The following is a 17,268-nucleotide window of genomic DNA, read 5'->3' as shown; positions in this document are numbered from 1 at the left end:
ATCTCGCTAGATCTCGAGCCGCCAGAGCGGGTTGACCGGTCCGTGGCCTGCCCCCAAGGGGTAGGCCACGGACAGCGACTTGGTAACCCATGACTTCGCGAAACGGACGGCATCGGGTACCGAATAGCCGTGCGCCAGCGCGCAGGTGATGGCCGCCGCCAACGTATCTCCGGCCCCGTGGTCGTGGCCGGTGTCGATTCTCGGAGCGGTGAGCTCGATGAAGTCCGTGCCGTCGAAGAGCAGATCCGGACTGTTCGGGTCCGACCGCAGATGACCGCCTTTGACCATGGCCCACTGAGTACCCAGCGCATGTAGCGCGCGTGCGGCCTTCTCCTGGGAGACCCGGTCGGTGACGTCGATTTCGGTGATGAGCCGCACCTCGTCCAGATTGGGCGTGATCAGCGTGGCGATCGGGATCAGTTTGCCGCGAAGCGAATCCATCGCCTCGTCGGCCAGGAGCTGGTCACCGTGCATGGACGCACAGACAGGGTCGACCACCAGGGGGATGGTCCGTCCGTGGCCGAGATCGAGCTCATCGGCCGCGCCCACCACCGCATCGATGATCTCGCCTGAAGCGAGCATGCCGGTCTTGGCCGCCCCTATCCCGATGTCGGTGATCACCGACCGCATCTGGTCGGCCACGACAGTCGGCGGAATCGGATGGAAACCGCTGACGCCCAGCGAATTCTGAACCGTCACCGCGGCGACCGCCACCGTGGCATGCACTCCGCACAAGGCCATCGTCCGCAGGTCGGCGTTGATGCCTGCGCCACCGCCGGAGTCGGTGCCGGCGATGGTCATCACTCGAACGGGTGTCTGCCCCAGCGGTACCCGGGGTAGGAGCTGCACGGCGTCGGTCATGGTGTCGAAAGTACGGGACCCACACCGGTCGCGGGTGCCGAGCCGGCTTCGGTGAGCGGCAGGTATACGGCCGCACCCTTTTCCATGAACTCGGCCGATTTGGCGGCCATGTCCGCGGCCAGTTTGCGGTCGATGTCGTCCTGGGTCACCAGGTTGTGCTCTTCGGCGTATGCGCGGACATCCGCGGAAATCCGCATCGAGCAGAACTTCGGGCCGCACATCGAACAGAAGTGGGCCGTCTTGGCAGGCTCGGCGGGCATCGTCTCATCGTGGTACTCGACGGCGGTGTCGGGGTCGAGGGCGAGGTTGAACTGGTCGTTCCAGCGGAACTCGAAACGTGCCCGCGAGAGGGCATCGTCGCGTTCCTGCGCGCGCGGATGAGCCTTGGCCAGATCGGCTGCGTGCGCGGCGATCTTGTAGGTGATCACCCCGACCTTCACATCGTCGCGATTGGGAAGTCCCAGATGCTCTTTCGGGGTCACGTAACAGAGCATCGCAGTACCGGCCTGTGCGATCATCGCCGCGCCGATCGCCGAGGTGATGTGGTCGTATGCGGGGGCTATGTCGGTGGCGAGTGGGCCCAGCGTGTAGAACGGCGCCTCCTCGCACAACTCTTCCTCGAGGCGGACGTTCTCGACGATCTTGTGCATGGGGATGTGCCCGGGACCCTCGATCATCACCTGTACGCCATGTGATTTCGCGATCTTGGTGAGTTCGCCCAGCGTGCGTAGCTCGGCGAACTGGGCGGCGTCGTTGGCGTCGGCGATCGAGCCCGGTCGCAGACCGTCTCCGAGGGAGAACGTGATGTCGTAGCGGGCGAAGATCTCGCACAACTCTTCGAAGTGGGTGTAGAGGAAGGACTCCTCGTGGTGGGCCAGACACCAGGCAGCCATGATGGACCCCCCTCGCGACACGATGCCGGTGACCCGGTTCGCGGCGAGCGGCACGTAACGCAGCAACACGCCGGCGTGGACCGTCATGTAGTCCACACCCTGTTCGGCCTGCTCGATCACGGTGTCGCGGTAGGCTTCCCACGTCAGCTTGACCGGATCGCCGTTCACCTTCTCGAGGGCTTGGTAGATCGGCACCGTGCCCACCGGCACCGGTGAGTTGCGCATGATCCACTCGCGGGTGGCGTGGATGTCCTTGCCTGTGGAGAGGTCCATGATGGTGTCAGCACCCCACCGGGTGGCCCAGACCATCTTCTCCACCTCTTCGGCGATCGACGAGCTGACCGCCGAGTTGCCGATGTTCGCGTTGACCTTGACGGTGAACGCCTTGCCGATGATCATCGGCTCGCACTCCGGGTGGCGATGGTTGGCCGGGATGACTGCTCGGCCGATCGCGACCTCGGACCGCACGAACTCCGGATCCATCTGCTCACGGGCGGCGATGAAGCGCATCTCGTCTGTGATCAAACCTGCTCTTGCCCAGGCGAGTTGGGTGCTGGCGCCGTCCACCGGCGCGGGCCGGTTCCAGCTGTCGCGGATCTTCGGCAGACCGACTTCGAGGTCGAACTCGGGATTGTGCTCGGTGTACGGGCCGGAGGTGTCGTACAGGTCGAGGTGTTCACCGTTCGACAGGTGCACCCGCCGTCCGGGTACCCGCAGATGATCGATCTGCTGGTAGGTCTTGGAGCTTCCGCGGATCGGGCCCGTGGTCACAGAATTTACGGCGTCAACCATTTTTCTCCCTACGCCGGCATTACCCGGTCAGGTTCATCCGGTCGACGGCCGCCTGCCGTCATCTCAGCCCTCGGATCGCGAGAGCCCCCGTGCTTTTCTATTGTCCAAGGGCAGCTTACGCCGCTCGTCAAGTCAGCTGCAGCAGCAATGCGCGTTTGTCGATCTTCCCGACCGCGGTAACCGGCAGACCGGCGACCACCTCGAGCTGGTCGGGTTGCTTGAACGTCGCCAGCCCGCGGTCGGCGAGGAACTGCCGGATGGTCGGGAGGTCAGGCGCCGGACCGTCGGCGACGATGACGGCGCAGATGCGTTCGCCGAGAGAGTCGTCGGGAACCCCGACGACCGCTGCCTGCCGAATGTTGTTGTGGGCGACGAGGTTCTCTTCCACGTCGTCGGCCGCCACGTTCTCGCCGCCGCGCACGATGGTGTCCTTGATGCGGCCGGTGACGATGAGATGGCCCGAGGCCAGTCTCCGCACACGATCACCGCTGCAGTAGAAGCCGTCGTCGGTGAACGACCGCCGGCCCTGCTCGCCGGCGCGGTAGTAGCCGCGGATGGTGTACGGACCGCGCACCAGCAATTCACCTTCCGTGCCGTCGGGCACGTCATCACCGTTCTCGTCGACCACCCGCACCTCGTCGTGGTCGCTCATCGGGCGACCCTGGGTGCGGGTGACCGTTTGTTCGTCGTCGGTGGACCGGGTGTAACAGATCAGCCCCTCGGCCATCCCGAACACCTGCTGCACCGCGCCGCCGAACGCCGCGTTCGCCGCAATCGCGTCGGATTCGGCGAGCTTGGCCCCGCCCACCTGCAGCAGCCGCAGTGACGAGACGTCGGCGGGTTCCCATTCGGTCGCGGCGGTCCAGACCTGGGCCAGGGCCGGCACGAGTGCCACCGCGGTGACCCGGTATTTCTCGATCAGGTCGAAGGTGTGGTCGGGAGAGGGGTTGTCGGTGAACACCGCGTGGCCACCGACGGAGATGATGCCGAGCAACCCTGGGCAGGCCAGCGGGAAATTGTGCGCGGCGGGAAGCGCCACGAGATAGGTGTCGGAGGAGGTCCACCCGGCCACCTCGGCGCTGAGTTCGGCGTTGTATCGGTAGTCGTTGTGGGTGCGTGGGATCAGTTTGGGCAGACCCGTGGTGCCACCGGATACCAGGAAGAGTGCGGGGCTGTCGGGATCGGGGGTGGGAACAACGTCGAGGCGGCTCGGGTCGCCCTGTGGCGGCGCGGCCTCGGAACCCCGGCCACCGTCGACGAAGTCCGCGCGGATGGTGTCGACGCGCCCGCGCAGCTGGTGGGCCAGGTCGCGGTAGTCGTACCCGCCGGCGTGGCCGTGGCAGACATAGGCAACCGCCCCGGCGGTCTGAGCCAGATGGGCGATCTCGTTGATGCGGTGGGCGGGGAGAGTCATCACGGGCGCGATTCCCGCTCGCAGCATGCCGAAGAAGTTGACCGCAAAATCCACCGAGTTCTGGTTCTGCAGCACCACGCGTTCGCCAGGGCGCAGCCCGGCCTCGACGAACCCGGCCGCACGCCGGGCCGACAACTCGGCGAGGTCGCGATAGCTCAGCGTGCGGGTGATGTCGGAGACGGCGGGCGCATCCGGTGTCGCATCGGCCTGGTCCCACAACATCCGCCAGAGAGGTGTCTCTCGCCACAGGCCCAGTTCCCGGTACCGCGCCGCGGCCGCCGGGGGGTGGGGTGTGAAACCGCTCGTGAGGTCGCTGTCGTCGTGCATCACAGACATGGTGGTGATCGTAGACTTGGCCCAGATCAGTTGGTTAGGCTAGCCTCAAGCGCGAGAGTTAGCCCATCCTAAGTCCGCGGTTGCTGGGATCATTGGGGCACGGACGAACTTTCGATCGACAAGACGCCTGACAAGTCCGTGGGCCACTGGGGTCCACACGTGGTGCGGGTGAGTAGAGGATGCCATGAGCAGCAGAGCATTTGCCGGGGCGATCGCGTGACCGCGACCATCGACACCAACAGCGACAACAAGGGCGGCGACAACAAGGGCGGCGACGAGTCCGGGGCGCTCCACGGGGACCTCGGTGCCGCACAGATCTGTGCGGCCTGGGCGCAGGCGGATGTCGCCGACGACTACGTCGTGTACGAACGCGAGAATCGCTGGGTTTTCGCCGGGGGACAGCGGGCCAGCGTGGTGCTCACCACCGATGAGGTGGTCACGACGATCGGGACCGAGTCGACGTCACAAGCCTGGTCGGGCCTACCTGCCGGCGCGATCTCCGCAGCGCTCGCCGGGCTGCCCTTCCCGCATTGGCGTGTCTACGGATGGATCGCGTTCGACTTCTGCGCGCCGGGTCTCGGTGCCGGCGATCACCTCACCGCAGGAAGCGTGCTCGCCCACCTCGTCGTGCCCGAGTTCGAGGCGTGGGTGGAACCCGACGGCATCCGGGTGGAGGGTGCCGGCGACGAACTGGCCGAGAGACTACGCGAGATGGCGGGCCGTGCGCCGCATTCTCACCCGGTGTCGCCCAGTCCCTTGCCGGTCGACGACGATCCGTCGGACTACCGGGGTCGCGTGGCGAAGGCGGTGGCCGAGATCCATCGTGGAGACTACGAGAAGGTGATCATCTCGCGAGGGGTCGATGTCCCGTTCGACGTCGACATCGCCGCCACCTACAGCGAAGGCCGGAAGAAGAACAACCCCGCTCGCTCGTTCCTGCTTCGGCTCGGTGGTCTCGAAGCTGCGGGTTTCAGCCCGGAGCTCGTCGGATCGGTTGATGCCAATCGCCGGATCGTCACCGAACCACTGGCGGGCACACGCGCATTCGGCCGGTCTCCCGAACTCGACGCAGCCGCTCGTGCCGAGCTCGTGTCGGATTCGAAAGAGATTGTGGAACACGCGGTTTCGGTCCGTACCTCATTCACCGAGGTGCAGTCGGTGGCGCTGCCCGGCACCACCGCGGTGACCGAGTTCATGGTGGTCCGCGAACGGGGCAGTGTTCAGCACCTCGCTTCGACCGTGCAGGGAACGCTGGCGCCGGAGTTCGGACCCTGGGACGCGCTCGAGGTGCTCTTTCCTTCGGTCACCGCCTCTGGTATCCCGAAACCTGCTGCGGTGGATGCGATCTACCGCCTGGAGGCCACCAGGCGCGGACTTTACTCGGGAGCGGTTCTGACCGCCTCGTCCGAAGGCGAGTTCGAGGCCGCACTGGCGTTGCGCACGGTCTTCCGGGAAGGTGGCCGGTCCTGGGTGCGCGCCGGTGCCGGCATCGTCGGCCAGTCGTCTCCCGAGCGGGAATTCATCGAGACGTGTGAGAAGTTGGGGAGCATCGCGCCCTATCTCGTCGAACGCACATCCGACGACCGCTGAGCCGTGTGATGAACGACGGTACCGAGCCCACTGACAAGGTCGGCCTCGATGAGATCCGCCGGCAGATCGCCGAGCAACTCGGGTGCTCTCCGGACACCATCGACGACGACGCCGACCTGATCGGACTGGGTCTCGACTCGATCCGGATGATGAAGATCGCGGGTGGCTGGCGCAAACGGGGCCACAACGTGAACTTCGCGCAGCTGGCCGAGGCCCCTTCGGTTGCCGCCTGGGCGAACCTCATCGGTGGGCACCCGGAATCGGCGAGGCCTCAGGTCGACCAGGTGTCGATTCTTCCTGTAGAGCAGCAGGTTTCGGCATCGCCGGACGCCCCGCACGAGACGCTCGCCGAGTCGGGGCCCTTCCCGTTGGCGCCGATGCAGCATGCCTACTGGATCGGCCGCTCCGAAGGTCAGGACCTGGGCGGTGTCGCGGCCCACCTCTACGTCGAGTTCGACGGAGCCGATGTGGACCCGTCACGGCTCCGAGAAGCCGTTGCTCACCTGGTCGCGGCGCATCCGATGCTTCGGGTACAGATCCTGTCCGACGGTACCCAGCGCGTGCTGGCCGAACCCGGCCGCGAGGTGTTCGGCGTCGTGGATCTCAGATCGGCCGGCGATGCGCAGGTCGAGCAGGCCCTGAACGAGTTGCGGCAGAACAAGTCTCACCAGATGCTGCCGATCGAAGAAGGTCAGGTCCTCGACATCACCCTGACCCTGTTGCCAGACGGCAGGACGCGACTTCACGTCGATGTCGACATGATCGCCGGTGACGCGATGAGTTACCGGACGATGCTGGCCGACCTGGCTGCGGCCTATCACGGCCGTTCACTACCTGCCGCCGAGTTCACCTATCGGGACTACCTCGCCTGGCGCGGCGAACACCCGGATGTCAATCGTGATCGCGATCAGCAGTGGTGGGCGAATCGGCTCGATGAATTACCGTCGGCCCCAGCACTTCCGCTGGTTCCGCGGTCGCAGCGAACCGATGAGCACCGAGTGGTGCGTCATCACCACTGGATCGATGCGGCAGCCAAGGAGACCCTCATCGCGGCAGCGCACGAGCGTGGCGTGACGGTGGCCATGGCTCTGGCGTCGGTGTTCGCCGAGTCGATCGCGCGGTGGTCTAGTTCGCCCCGATTCCTGCTGAATCTTCCCCTGTTCCAGCGTGAGGCCGTACATCCCGACGCCGATCGGCTGATCGGCGACTTCACCACCTCTGTCTTGCTCGACGTCGACGCCTCTGCCCACTCGTCCATTCTCGACCGCGCTCGCGCGTTGCAGAAGGTGATGCACGCGAACGGGTCTCATGCCTCGTACAGCGGGCTCGAGGTACTGCGTGACCTCGGTCGCCATCGCGGAGAACAGGTGCTCGCGCCGGTGGTGTATACCAGCGCACTCAATCTCGGTGAGCTGTTCGACGACGATGTGGTGCACACCTTCGGCGACCCCGAGTGGATTGTCTCGCAGGGCCCGCAGGTCCTGCTCGATGCGCAGGTCACCGAGGTGCGGGGCGGACTACTGCTGAACTGGGACGTGCGCGAATCGGCGTTCTCGCCAGGGGTCATCGACGCGATGTTCAACCAGTACCGTGTCGCGGTCGACAGGCTCACCCTCTCGAAGGCGGCCTGGGAGGCCGACACCACCCCGCAGCTTCCCCTCGATCAGCGTGCGGTGCGCGACAGGGTCAACGCGACCGACCACCCGACCAGCGGACAGGTGCTGCACGAGGGCTTCTTCTCATGGGCGGCAAGGACTCCGGAGGCTGCAGCCATCCGGTTCGGCACCGAGGGCCTGTTGACCTATCGTGAGGTCGGCGCAGCAGCTCTCGCTGTCGCGGGGGCGCTACACCAGGCGGGTGTCAAGCCGGGTCAGGCTGTCGCGGTACAGCTTCCGAAAGGCCCCGAACAGATCATCGCCACCCTGGGCATCCTCGCGGCCGGTGCCTCGTACGTACCGGCGGGTCACGACCAACCCGCGGCGCGGCGAGCGCACATTCTTGCCGCCGGACAGGTTGTCGCCTGGGTGGGTGCCACTCCCGATCCCCACCTGCCTACCGGCCTCACAGCGCTCACCTACACCGACGCCGCACAGTGTCCGGCCCCTCTTACAGAGGCAGCGATCCCGGACCGCGAGTCCGTCGCATACGTGTTGTTCACATCCGGATCCACCGGGATCCCCAAAGGGGTCGAGGTGCCACACCGGGCGGTCATGAACACCATCGACGACCTCCATCACCGCTTCGGTGTGACTGCCGCCGACAGCGCCCTGCTGGTCTCCAACCTCGAGTTCGATCTGTCGATCTACGACATCTTCGGACTGTGGGGTGTCGGCGGCACAGTTGTCACGATGACCGACGCCGAGCGCACCGATCCCGACGTCTGGAAGGCACTGATCGAGCGCCATTCGATCACGCTGCTCGCATGCGTACCCAGCCTGCTCGACATGCTGCTCAACGCCACACCCGCCGGCAGCACCGCGCTCGCATCGGTGCGCGCGGTGTTCCTCGGTGGCGACTGGGTCGGCGTCGACCTGCCCCGCCGCATGACGGCGCTGGCACCGGGCGTTCGGGTTGCCGGTCTCGGTGGTACCACCGAGACGGCCATCCACGCCACGATCTGCGAGACGGTGGACCCGCCCGATCATTGGGCCGCAGTGCCGTACGGAACGCCGCTGAACAACGTGCAGTGCCGGGTTGTCGACGCCACGGGCAACGACTGCCCGGACTGGGTGGCCGGCGAACTGTGGATCGGTGGAGCCGGGGTCGCGCACGGATATCGCGGCGACCCCGAACGCACCGCCGACCGGTTTGTGCGCCACCACGGCCAGAACTGGTATCGCACCGGCGATCTGGCGCGCTACTGGCCCGACGGCTGCCTGGAGTTTCTCGGACGTGCGGACCATCAGGTGAAGATCCGCGGCTACCGGGTGGAACTGGGTGAGGTCGAGGGCGCGCTCCGGTTGCTGCCTGGGGTGCACCGTGCGGTGGCGTCGGTGCTCACGGGCGCAGCTCCCACGTTGGTGGCCGCCGTTTCGCCGGAGTTCGGTGCCTCGCTCCAGCGCGAGGCCGTGCTGGACGGTCTTCGGGAGTTGCTGCCCGGGTACATGATCCCCGTACAGTTGCTCATCCTGGAAACGATGCCGATCACCGGCGTCGGGAAACTCGATCGCCGTGCGGTGCACACGATGTTCGACATCGAGGACACCAGCTCGGAGTTCGAACCACCTCGGTCCGCACTCGAGCGCGCGCTCGCCCACATCGTCGGCGAGCTCATCGGGGCCGACCGGGTCGGGCGAGACGACGACTTCTTCGCTCTCGGTGGGGACTCGGTGCTCGCGACCACACTGGTCGCCCGTGTCCGTGAGTGGCTTGATGCTCCGAATGCGGTTGTCGGCGATGTGTTCTCCGGACGGACGGTTGCGTCGATCGCCGCTCGGCTGATGGCCTCGGACCCTGTCGTCGGCCGCCTCGAGCAGGTTGCGGACATGTACCTCGAGGTCATCGCCATGGGTGACGACGAACTTGCGGACCTGGTGACCGAATGAGCGGTGCGGGCGGGTCGGACCGGCTGACGGGACCAGTGCAGACGCTCCTGATCATCGGGGCCGGACCGAAAGCGCTTGCTGTCGCGGCCAAGGCGACGGTGATGCGGGAGCTCGGCCTGCCGGCGCCGCGTGTCCTGGCGGTGGAATCGCATGCCGTCGGCGCCAACTGGCAAGCCGGGGGTGGATGGACCGACGGTCGGCATCGACTGGGCACGAGCCCGGAAAAGGACATCGGATTTCCGTACCGTTCCAACATCGCTCGCGGGCACAACCACGAGATCAACACGCGGATGATGGCCTACAGCTGGACGTCGTATCTCATCGATCGCGGCACCTACTCGGAATGGATCGATCGGGGCAGACCGGCACCTCCGCACAGCACATGGGCGAAGTACTTGCAGTGGGTGGCGAGCAAGGTCGACCTGGAGGTGGTGCTCGGGACGGCGCACAAGATCTCGGCCGATGGCCCCGGCTGGAATGTCGAGGTGTCAGGAGTTGATGGCTCGATACAGGAGATCTCCGCCGACGCGCTGATGATCTCCGGCCCGGGCCGCAGCGATCGGGCCCTGGCCCGGCATCCACGGGTACTGAGCATCGCCGAGTTCTGGAACCTGGCCGGCCGCAGGGAAATTCCCGCATCGTCTCGGGCCGCCGTGATCGGCGGTGGCGAGACCGCGGGGTCTGCACTGGACGAACTGGTTCGGCACGACGCGATGACGATTTCCGTCATCTCGCCGATGGCCACGATCTACACCCGCGGAGAGAGCTTCTTCGAGAACGCGTTGTTCAGCGACCCGTCGAAGTGGGCGGCGCTGAGCACTGCCGAGAGACGCGACGTGATCCGCCGCACCGACCGCGGTGTGTTCTCGGTTCGCGTGCAGGAGAACCTGATCAGCGACGCCCGAGTCCATCACCTGCAGGGAAGAGTGGTGCGGGTGGTGGAGCAAGGGCAGTCGGTGGCGGTGACACTGCACAACGAACTGCGTTCGGACCAGGCGCACACCTTCGACCTCGTGGTGGACGCCACGGGTGGACAGCCCCTGTGGTTCATGGAGCTGTTCGATCCGGCCACCACAGACCTCATCGAACTCGCGATCGGCTGGCCGATCGATCAAGAACGGCTGGAACTGTCCATCGGTTACGACCTCTCGGTCACCGGTCTGCGTCCCAAGCTGTATCTGCCGAATCTGGCCGGATTCGCTCAGGGCCCCGGTTTTCCGAATCTCAGTTGTCTGGGAGAGCTGTCCAATCGTCTGCTGCGCGCGCCCGAGAAGGTGTCACCGGGCCGGCGAGCCCAGGCGGGCTACGGGCGTAGGTGACCGACGGGCCGACGTCGGGGAGCGGGGTCAGGGCCGGCTGAGCGAGTGCAGCGCAATCCGGCGACCGGGACGCACGTCGAACTCGCCGAGATCGCGGTAGCCCTTTTTCGCCAGGGCCCTGCGCATGTGGGCGTTTCGGTGATCGGGGTCCACAAAAATACTGTGGCACAACGGGTCTGCTGCCCAGATCGCCTCCGCGAGCCGTTCCATCCAGGTCGACATCACACCTCGGCCTAGGAGGTCGGTCCGTGCAGTTGCGATGTGAAAGCCCATGTCGCGGGGCGCAGCTGGATACACCTTGGCGTTCTCGTCGCGGGCCGAGCGGTACAGCTCCACGTACGCCACCTCGGTCATCGCCTCACCGGAGACTCCGAATGCGGCGAGATCGGCACTCACGATGCACGGGCGCGAGTAGTCGCCGGCAAGGCGTGCGGCCGAGTCTGCTCGCCACTGCGCAGCCGACCATGGCTGTTCCCAGGTCTCCACCAGGTGCGGCAGCGACATCCACGCGGCGAGCATCTCCGGGTCGGAGCCGTCGGGGTCGACGAGGCGCAACGCGAACGGCGGATCGAAGTCGGGCACCACCGGCGGTGGAGCTGCCCGGACATCGTCACCGACGTCCGTGAGTTCACGTTTGAGGACATGCGAGGTCACGTCGGTCGTGCTCCGTTCAGTTCAGCCGGACGCAAGTAGGGTAGCCTAACCAAGGAGTTCCGGCCTTCGGGTACCGGGAACCGGCCTCTGGCCGCCGGAAGAGCAGCGCTTCTGGCCGCCCGTGGTGTCGGCCCCATGGCCGCCGGAGAATGAAGGAGCAGTACGTAGATGTCACGCGACCTCGGATGGATCCGGCAGTTCCATCAGCCCACGTCCCCGGCAAATCCGCCTCTGTTGATCTTTCCCCACGCGGGTAGCGGGGCATCGACCTACCGGGCGTTCTCCAAAGAACTCAGTTCCTCCTTCGACGTGATCGTCTTCCAATATCCGGGACGGCAGGACCGCGCACGGGAGGCGCCGGCCGAAACCTTGCCCGATCTTGCTGCGGGCGCCCTTGCAGAGTTCGTCGGATCGAGATGGAACCGGCAGGCAGCGATCACCGTGTTCGGCCACAGCATGGGTGCTGTCACCGCGTTCGAGTTCGTCCGTCTGGCCGAAGCCCGCGGCATCGACGTGCGGTTGCTCGGGGTGTCGGCGTCGGTGGCCCCATCACAGGTTGCGGACCTGCCTCCCCACCCGACGGGCGACGAGGAATTGCTCGAGCACCTCTCGGCGCTGAACGGCACCGGTGGTGACGTACTGGCGAGTGCGGATGTGATGCGAATGGCGTTGCCTGTCATGAAGATCGACTACCGCGCCTTCGATGCCTACTCCTGCGGCACCGAGGTGACGGTCGCGGCCCCGATCCGCGCCATGGGGGGCGCGGAGGACCCCTTCATCACCCCCGGCCAACTGCACGGCTGGGGCACACACACCACCGGTTCGGTGGATGTGACCGTCTTCGACGGCGGGCACTTCTATCTCGACGAGAACCGTGACGATGTCGCCGAGTTGCTCGTCGCCGAACCCGCGGCAGCACAACAATCGATCCAGCGGTAGCGGAGCCGGCGAATGTCAGCCAACACGAACGATCCGATCGTCATCTCCGGGATGTCCGTGGAAGCGCCGGGAGGAATCGAGGACACCGGAGCCTTCTGGGAGGCACTCGTTGCCGGGCGCGAGCTGATCTGTCCTTTTCCCAGAGACCGCGACTGGCCGATCGAGGAGCTGTTCGCTCTGCACCGGCTCGACGGTTGGAGTGCCGTCGCCGATGCCGGTGGATTCCTCGACGGTGCATCGCATTTCGACCCGGGCTTCTTCGGGATCAGTCCACGCGAAGCGATCGCGATGGACCCTCAGCAACGGGTCGCCATGCGAGTTGCCTGGCGCGCACTCGAGGACGCCGGGATCAACCCCGGTTCTCTGGAGGATGCGGAGGTCGGTTGCTACATGGGCGTGTCGATCAGTGAGTACGGCCCGCGGGCGGCCGCTGTCAACGAGTTCAGCGGTCACCGCATCACCGGAACCGCGCTCGGCGCGGTTGCCGGCAGGATCTCACACAGCCTCGGACTGGTCGGTCCATCGATCAGCGTGGACACGGCCTGCGCTTCGTCGCTGACGGCACTGCACCTCGCTGCTGGAGCGGTCCGCGACGACGAATGTGATTGGGCGCTTGCCGGCGGCGTTTGCGTGATGGGTTCTCCCGCTGCGTTTTACGAGTTCTCCAAGAACAACGGGCTGGCATCGGACGGACATTGCCGGTCGTATGCGGCCGATGCCAGCGGAACTCTGTGGGGTGAAGGGGCCGGTGTGGTCGTCGTCGAACGCGAATCCAGGGCGCGGGCGCTCGGACACCGGATCTACGGGCGCGTGCTCGCAACACGTATCAACCACAACGGCAAGGGAATGCCGATCGTGGTGCCGAGTGCGGCGGCGCAGGTTCGCCTGATCGAGAAGACATTGGCGGCAGCGGAGGTGGAGGCCGGCGACATCGGCCTGATCGAGGGGCATGGCACCGGCACGCCGCTCGGTGACCCGATGGAGCTGACCGCGTTGCAGAACACCTACGGGCAGGGGAGCGCCGGGACGGTGAAGCTGGGATCGGTGAAGTCGAACGTCGGCCACGCCCAGGCTGCCTCGGGGATGCTCGGGCTGATCAAGATGCTGCTCTGCGGGGGCAACGGGCACATCGCGCCGACACTGCACGCCGATCGGCCCACCACCAAGGTCGACTGGGACAGTTCGGCGCTCCGATTGGCCGACGGCCTCGAATATTGGGAGCCGAAAGATGGACTGCGCTACGGCGCCGTGTCGTCGTTCGGGGTCTCGGGCACCAATGCGCATGCGATCGTCGCGATGCCGGACAGTGCCGTGGCCGTCGAGACCGCGGGAGCCCACCATGCCTGATCATTGCCTGCCCGACGGCCGGACCGCGGTTCTCCTGTCTGCTGATTCGCCGGAGCTCCTGGCGGCCGAGGCCGGCGCGTTGTCGGCGTATGTGCGTGACAACCCGTCGGTGACCCCGAGTGCTGTCGCGGCAATGCTGATGCGCACCCGTGTGGTCCGGAGGCATCGGGCACTCGTGATGGCCTCCGACCGGGATCGCCTCGCTGCCGGCCTGCGGGCGCTCGCGGACGGTGGCGACCATCCGGACGTGGTGCGTGGCCGCGGCCCGGCGACCAGGCGGACAACGGCTTTCGTCTTTCCGGGGCAGGGCAGTCAGTACCCCGGTATGGGGAAGGTGTTCTACGACGCGTCACCGGTTTTCCGGGACGAGGTCGACAGAATGAACAACATCTTCGTCGAGCTGTACGGCATCAGCCCCAGGGACTATCTGCTCGATCAGCAGGAGCGCTTGGTTGACGCGGACGGGCGTGTGCACGAGGACATCCGCGTGGTGCAGCCCGCACTTCTGATGCAGATGATCGCCCTGGCGCAGATGTGGCGGTCGTTCGGCGTGGAACCGATGCTGACGGTGGGGCACAGCCAGGGTGAGATCGCCGCGGCGTACATCTCGGGAGCGATGTCGTTGACGGATGTCATCCACGTGGTGGCCACCCGGGCGAATCTGGTCGTCGAGTTCTCGCCGACCGGCTATTCGATGGCGGTGGTCGCCATCGACCGTGATGAGTGCGAGGCGTTACTGGCCGAACATTCGGGGTGGGCAGAGCTGTCGGTGGTCAATTCTCCGCACATCCTGTGCATCTCGGGTGACCGTTCGACGGTGCATGACTTGGTCGGAACACTGACTGCCGCAGGAAAGTTCGCGAAAGAGATCCGGGTCGACTACCCGGCGCACACCTCCATCGTCAGCAGATTCCGAGCCGAACTCGGCGAGGCGTTGGCCGACAAGCTCGAGAACCCGAGATTCACGGAGACGTCGACCCCATGCTTCGGTGGCACCCTGGGCAAGGCGATGTCGCCGTCACAGCCGCTGTCGGACTACTGGTTCTGGAACCTTCGTAACCGTGTCCGGTTCGATCTCGCGGTCGGCGGCGCCGTGCGCAGCGGGGCGGACACCTTCATCGAGATCGCCGAGCACCCCACCCTGGCGCTTGCCATCCAGGAGAACATCGCGACGGCAGCGCCTGACGCGGCGATGCCCGTGATCGGGACGTCGCGGCGCAGCGCAGAAGACCTGCGCGAGTTCACACACAATCTCGCCACCGTCGCCGTCAACGACTCCGGCTATCGGTGGGAGTCCCTCGCTGTCGCCGACGTGGAACCCATACCCCCGCTGCCCGATTTCCCTCACGTGCAGATGGCGCGGCGGTCGCTGTGGGCCTCGCATCTGGCGCCTGGGCAGGAACTGGAATCGGCAGTGCCCGATGAAGACTCGGCGTTGTTGCCCCGCCGCATCACCGAGACGTGGACGCGGCTGGCGCGCCGCACGCTCGTGCCACCGCGTTCCATTCTGCTGGTCGACCACACCGGGCGGTGTGAGCAATGGGCCGCCGACCTGTGCGCCGCAGCGCCGGCCCATGGCGCCACCGCGAGCATGTACCGACAGCAGGTACCGTCGGGGTCGGCGCAGTTCGATTCGGTGGTGATCCTGTTGCCGAGTGGTTCCGGCGACACCGTGCCCGCCGCGATCGCGGACCTCTCCGACTTCTTCGGCAACCGGGGCTGGCTGCCGGCCGCGGTCACCGACGCCGCCGAATGCTGGCTCGTGACTGCAGCCGGCGAACACGTGGTGCCAGACGACCCGGTCCCACACCTGTTTCATGCCGCTGCCAACGCCGGATTCCGCTGTCTGGCAGCCGAGTACCCGCGCACGACGTTCCGGCACCTCGATCTTCCCGGCGACGGTGCGCCGTCGGCTTCCGCCGTCATCGGCGCTCTGCACATCGCTGCCGAGCCAGAGCTGGCCCTGCGCGGCGCCAAGGTCTACGCAAAACGCCTCGCCTACGTCGACGCTGTGGACGGACGCCCCGCACCCGGGCTCGGTGATGCCGCACCACTCGGGTTCGACGATCCAGCCATCGGTTCGGGTCCCGACGATCACGTGGTGATCATCGGCGGAACCGGCAAGCTGGGTCTGGAGTTCTGTGAGTACTTCGCCACTGGGGGCGCGACCAGGATCACCCTTCTCAGCCGATCAGGTGAAACCGCTTCCACTGCAGACCGATTGCGGCACATCCGGAGTCTGGGTGGCGCGAGGGTTGATGTCGTGGCTTGTGACGTCGGTGACGAGGCATCGGTTCTGCAGTTCGTCTCCGATCACGTGACCGAGCCGGTGGACGTGGTGGTACATGCTGCGGTGAACTACGTGGACTCCGAATCCGGCAACATCACACCCGATCTCGTTGCGGCAGCGACACGGTCGAAGGTCGTCGGCCTGATGCACCTGCTGGCGGCGGCACCGCTGGCGCCGCGATGTCGTGTTGTGCTGTGTTCATCGATCGCGGCAACCCTCGGAGGTCGCGGACAGATCCTGTACGCGGCAGGCAACCGGATGCTCGATGTGCTGGCGCGCACCTTGCGCGAACAGGGCATGCGGGCGGCGGCGGTGCAGTGGGGGTTGTGGAACGTGCAGGGTCCGCTCGACACGGCCGGCGTCGGTCGGGTCGAAGGGGCAGGCGTCATCCCCATGCGGCCCGCGGACGCGTTGTCGGTGGCCTTCACCGGCGCGACGGCGGACACGATCGTCGCCGCGGCCGACTGGGCCGAGTTACACGACATCGTGTCCATGTTCGGGCACGGACCCCTGATCGCCGGGCTGGTCCCCGAACGCCCGCCGGCTCAGTTGGCTTCTTCCGTGTTGCCGACTACGCCTTCGCCGGTGACGGCCGGCTCGCCGACGGCGTCGGAACCGGCCGCACCCGAGAAACTCGCTGCGCCGACGGACAGCGCGGTTTTTGCCGAATTGGTTGTCACCGAGCTTCACCGCGTGATGGGCATCGACGGGGCCGACATCGACCGGACCGTGCCGTTGGTCGCGCTCGGGCTCGATTCGCTGCAGGCGCTCGATTTCCGTCGCCGGGTGAAATCCGAACTCGATCGGGACCTTCCGGTGGAGGCGATCCTGGGCGGCGCATCGTTCGACGAGGTGGTCAGGTTGATGGATGTGGGGTCTGAGACCACCGTCGGTGGGTAACGGCCATCGCACTCCTGAATTCAGGTAAGGACAGGCTTACCATTTAAGCCCGTGTCGTGGTTCAATAGCGCGTACATGCGGGGAAATCATGAAGTGAACAGAAAGCAGATGTGGTGACCGAGAAATCGAACTCGAGTGTCAACGTGCCGACAGTGTTCGTGGCTGCCGGTGTGTCGGCGGTCATCTCAGCGCTCATAGTGTCCATCGGTGTGGTGGGGGTTTTGTTTGCCGTCGACACCGACAATTCGGCGTCGAACTCCGCCGAACCCACCGTGGTGAATCTCGGGGCCGCGGCGAACCCGCAGGGAACCGTGCAGGCTGGAGCGACCGCTCAGCCGACCACCGCTGCGCCCGCCGCTCCTGCGCCGACCACCGCGGCCGCTGCACC

10 protein-coding genes, 1 pseudogene and 1 riboswitch are annotated in these 17,268 nt (G+C 66.2%); of the genes and pseudogenes, 7 read left to right on the top strand and 4 right to left on the bottom strand.

Features of this window, described 5'->3' with window-relative positions; all coding sequences use genetic code 11:
* Window positions 1-6 precede the first annotated feature (6 nt).
* From thiD to W823_RS38125, 3 genes are all read right to left on the bottom strand, one after another.
* Window positions 7-861, bottom strand: coding sequence for a bifunctional hydroxymethylpyrimidine kinase/phosphomethylpyrimidine kinase (gene thiD, locus W823_RS38135; RefSeq protein ID WP_023956280.1), 855 nt, complete (start codon window positions 859-861; stop codon window positions 7-9).
* Entirely contained in the window at window positions 858-2,546 is a 1,689-nt protein-coding gene (gene thiC / locus W823_RS38130; RefSeq protein WP_051406420.1) for a phosphomethylpyrimidine synthase ThiC, read from the bottom strand. The genes thiD and thiC overlap by 4 nt, the downstream gene beginning before the upstream one ends.
* Window positions 2,539-2,643, bottom strand: a riboswitch (TPP riboswitch). (Overlaps the previous gene by 8 nt.)
* Before the next feature lie 30 nt (window positions 2,644-2,673).
* A complete protein-coding gene (locus W823_RS38125; protein WP_023956276.1) occupies window positions 2,674-4,287 on the bottom strand; it encodes a (2,3-dihydroxybenzoyl)adenylate synthase in 1,614 nt (537 codons plus the stop codon).
* A 324-nt stretch (window positions 4,288-4,611) separates the two neighbouring features.
* On the opposite strand from W823_RS38125, the gene W823_RS38120 reads away from it, so the two are divergent.
* Genes W823_RS38120 through W823_RS38110 form a run of 3 tightly spaced genes read left to right on the top strand, consistent with a single transcriptional unit; the run spans window position 4,612 to window position 10,750 of the window.
* Window positions 4,612-5,886, top strand: a complete 1,275-nt coding sequence (locus W823_RS38120) for a salicylate synthase (RefSeq protein WP_235189466.1) — start codon at window positions 4,612-4,614, stop codon at window positions 5,884-5,886.
* An 8-nt stretch (window positions 5,887-5,894) separates the two neighbouring features.
* A complete protein-coding gene (locus W823_RS38115) occupies window positions 5,895-9,431 on the top strand; it encodes a non-ribosomal peptide synthetase (RefSeq protein WP_023956271.1) in 3,537 nt (1,178 codons plus the stop codon).
* Window positions 9,428-10,750, top strand: a complete 1,323-nt coding sequence (locus W823_RS38110) for a SidA/IucD/PvdA family monooxygenase (protein WP_023956269.1) — start codon at window positions 9,428-9,430, stop codon at window positions 10,748-10,750. The genes W823_RS38115 and W823_RS38110 overlap by 4 nt, the downstream gene beginning before the upstream one ends.
* A 27-nt stretch (window positions 10,751-10,777) precedes the next feature.
* Here the strand turns inward: W823_RS38110 and W823_RS38105 are convergent, their stop codons facing one another.
* Window positions 10,778-11,404: a GNAT family N-acetyltransferase gene (locus W823_RS38105; RefSeq protein ID WP_023956267.1), complete on the bottom strand. Its 627-nt coding sequence runs from the start codon at window positions 11,402-11,404 to the stop codon at window positions 10,778-10,780.
* 168 nt (window positions 11,405-11,572) lie between these two features.
* Here W823_RS38105 and W823_RS38100 point away from each other — a divergent pair, with 168 nt between their 5' ends.
* The 4 genes and pseudogenes from W823_RS38100 to W823_RS0128475 form a co-directional block, all read left to right on the top strand.
* Window positions 11,573-12,343, top strand: coding sequence for a thioesterase II family protein (locus W823_RS38100; RefSeq protein WP_023956265.1), 771 nt, complete (start codon window positions 11,573-11,575; stop codon window positions 12,341-12,343).
* Window positions 12,344-12,355: 12 nt separating this feature from the next.
* Window positions 12,356-13,690, top strand: a complete 1,335-nt coding sequence (locus tag W823_RS38095; protein ID WP_023956263.1) for a polyketide synthase — start codon at window positions 12,356-12,358, stop codon at window positions 13,688-13,690.
* A complete protein-coding gene (gene nbtC, locus W823_RS38090; RefSeq protein ID WP_023956261.1) occupies window positions 13,683-16,880 on the top strand; it encodes a nocobactin polyketide synthase NbtC in 3,198 nt (1,065 codons plus the stop codon). Before W823_RS38095 ends, nbtC begins: the two co-directional genes overlap by 8 nt.
* Before the next feature lie 113 nt (window positions 16,881-16,993).
* Window positions 16,994-17,268: pseudogene (locus tag W823_RS0128475) on the top strand (hypothetical protein); the annotation flags it as partial.

The organism is Williamsia sp. D3 (genome assembly GCF_000506245.1).
Classification (GTDB): domain Bacteria; phylum Actinomycetota; class Actinomycetes; order Mycobacteriales; family Mycobacteriaceae; genus Williamsia; species Williamsia muralis.
This window is presented reverse-complemented; position numbering and strand designations above follow the sequence as displayed.

What these genes read in the sequence shown, in the direction of transcription:
- thiD (WP_023956280.1), bottom strand. Translation starts at nt 861, where the DNA reads ATGACCGACGCCGTGCAGCTCCTACCCCGGGTACCGCTGGGGCAGACA.
- thiC (WP_051406420.1), bottom strand. Translation starts at nt 2,546, where the DNA reads ATGGTTGACGCCGTAAATTCTGTGACCACGGGCCCGATCCGCGGAAGC.
- W823_RS38125 (WP_023956276.1), bottom strand. Translation starts at nt 4,287, where the DNA reads ATGCACGACGACAGCGACCTCACGAGCGGTTTCACACCCCACCCCCCG.
- W823_RS38115 (WP_023956271.1), top strand. Translation starts at nt 5,895, where the DNA reads ATGAACGACGGTACCGAGCCCACTGACAAGGTCGGCCTCGATGAGATC.
- W823_RS38110 (WP_023956269.1), top strand. Translation starts at nt 9,428, where the DNA reads ATGAGCGGTGCGGGCGGGTCGGACCGGCTGACGGGACCAGTGCAGACG.
- W823_RS38100 (WP_023956265.1), top strand. Translation starts at nt 11,573, where the DNA reads ATGTCACGCGACCTCGGATGGATCCGGCAGTTCCATCAGCCCACGTCC.
- W823_RS38095 (WP_023956263.1), top strand. Translation starts at nt 12,356, where the DNA reads ATGTCAGCCAACACGAACGATCCGATCGTCATCTCCGGGATGTCCGTG.
- nbtC (WP_023956261.1), top strand. Translation starts at nt 13,683, where the DNA reads ATGCCTGATCATTGCCTGCCCGACGGCCGGACCGCGGTTCTCCTGTCT.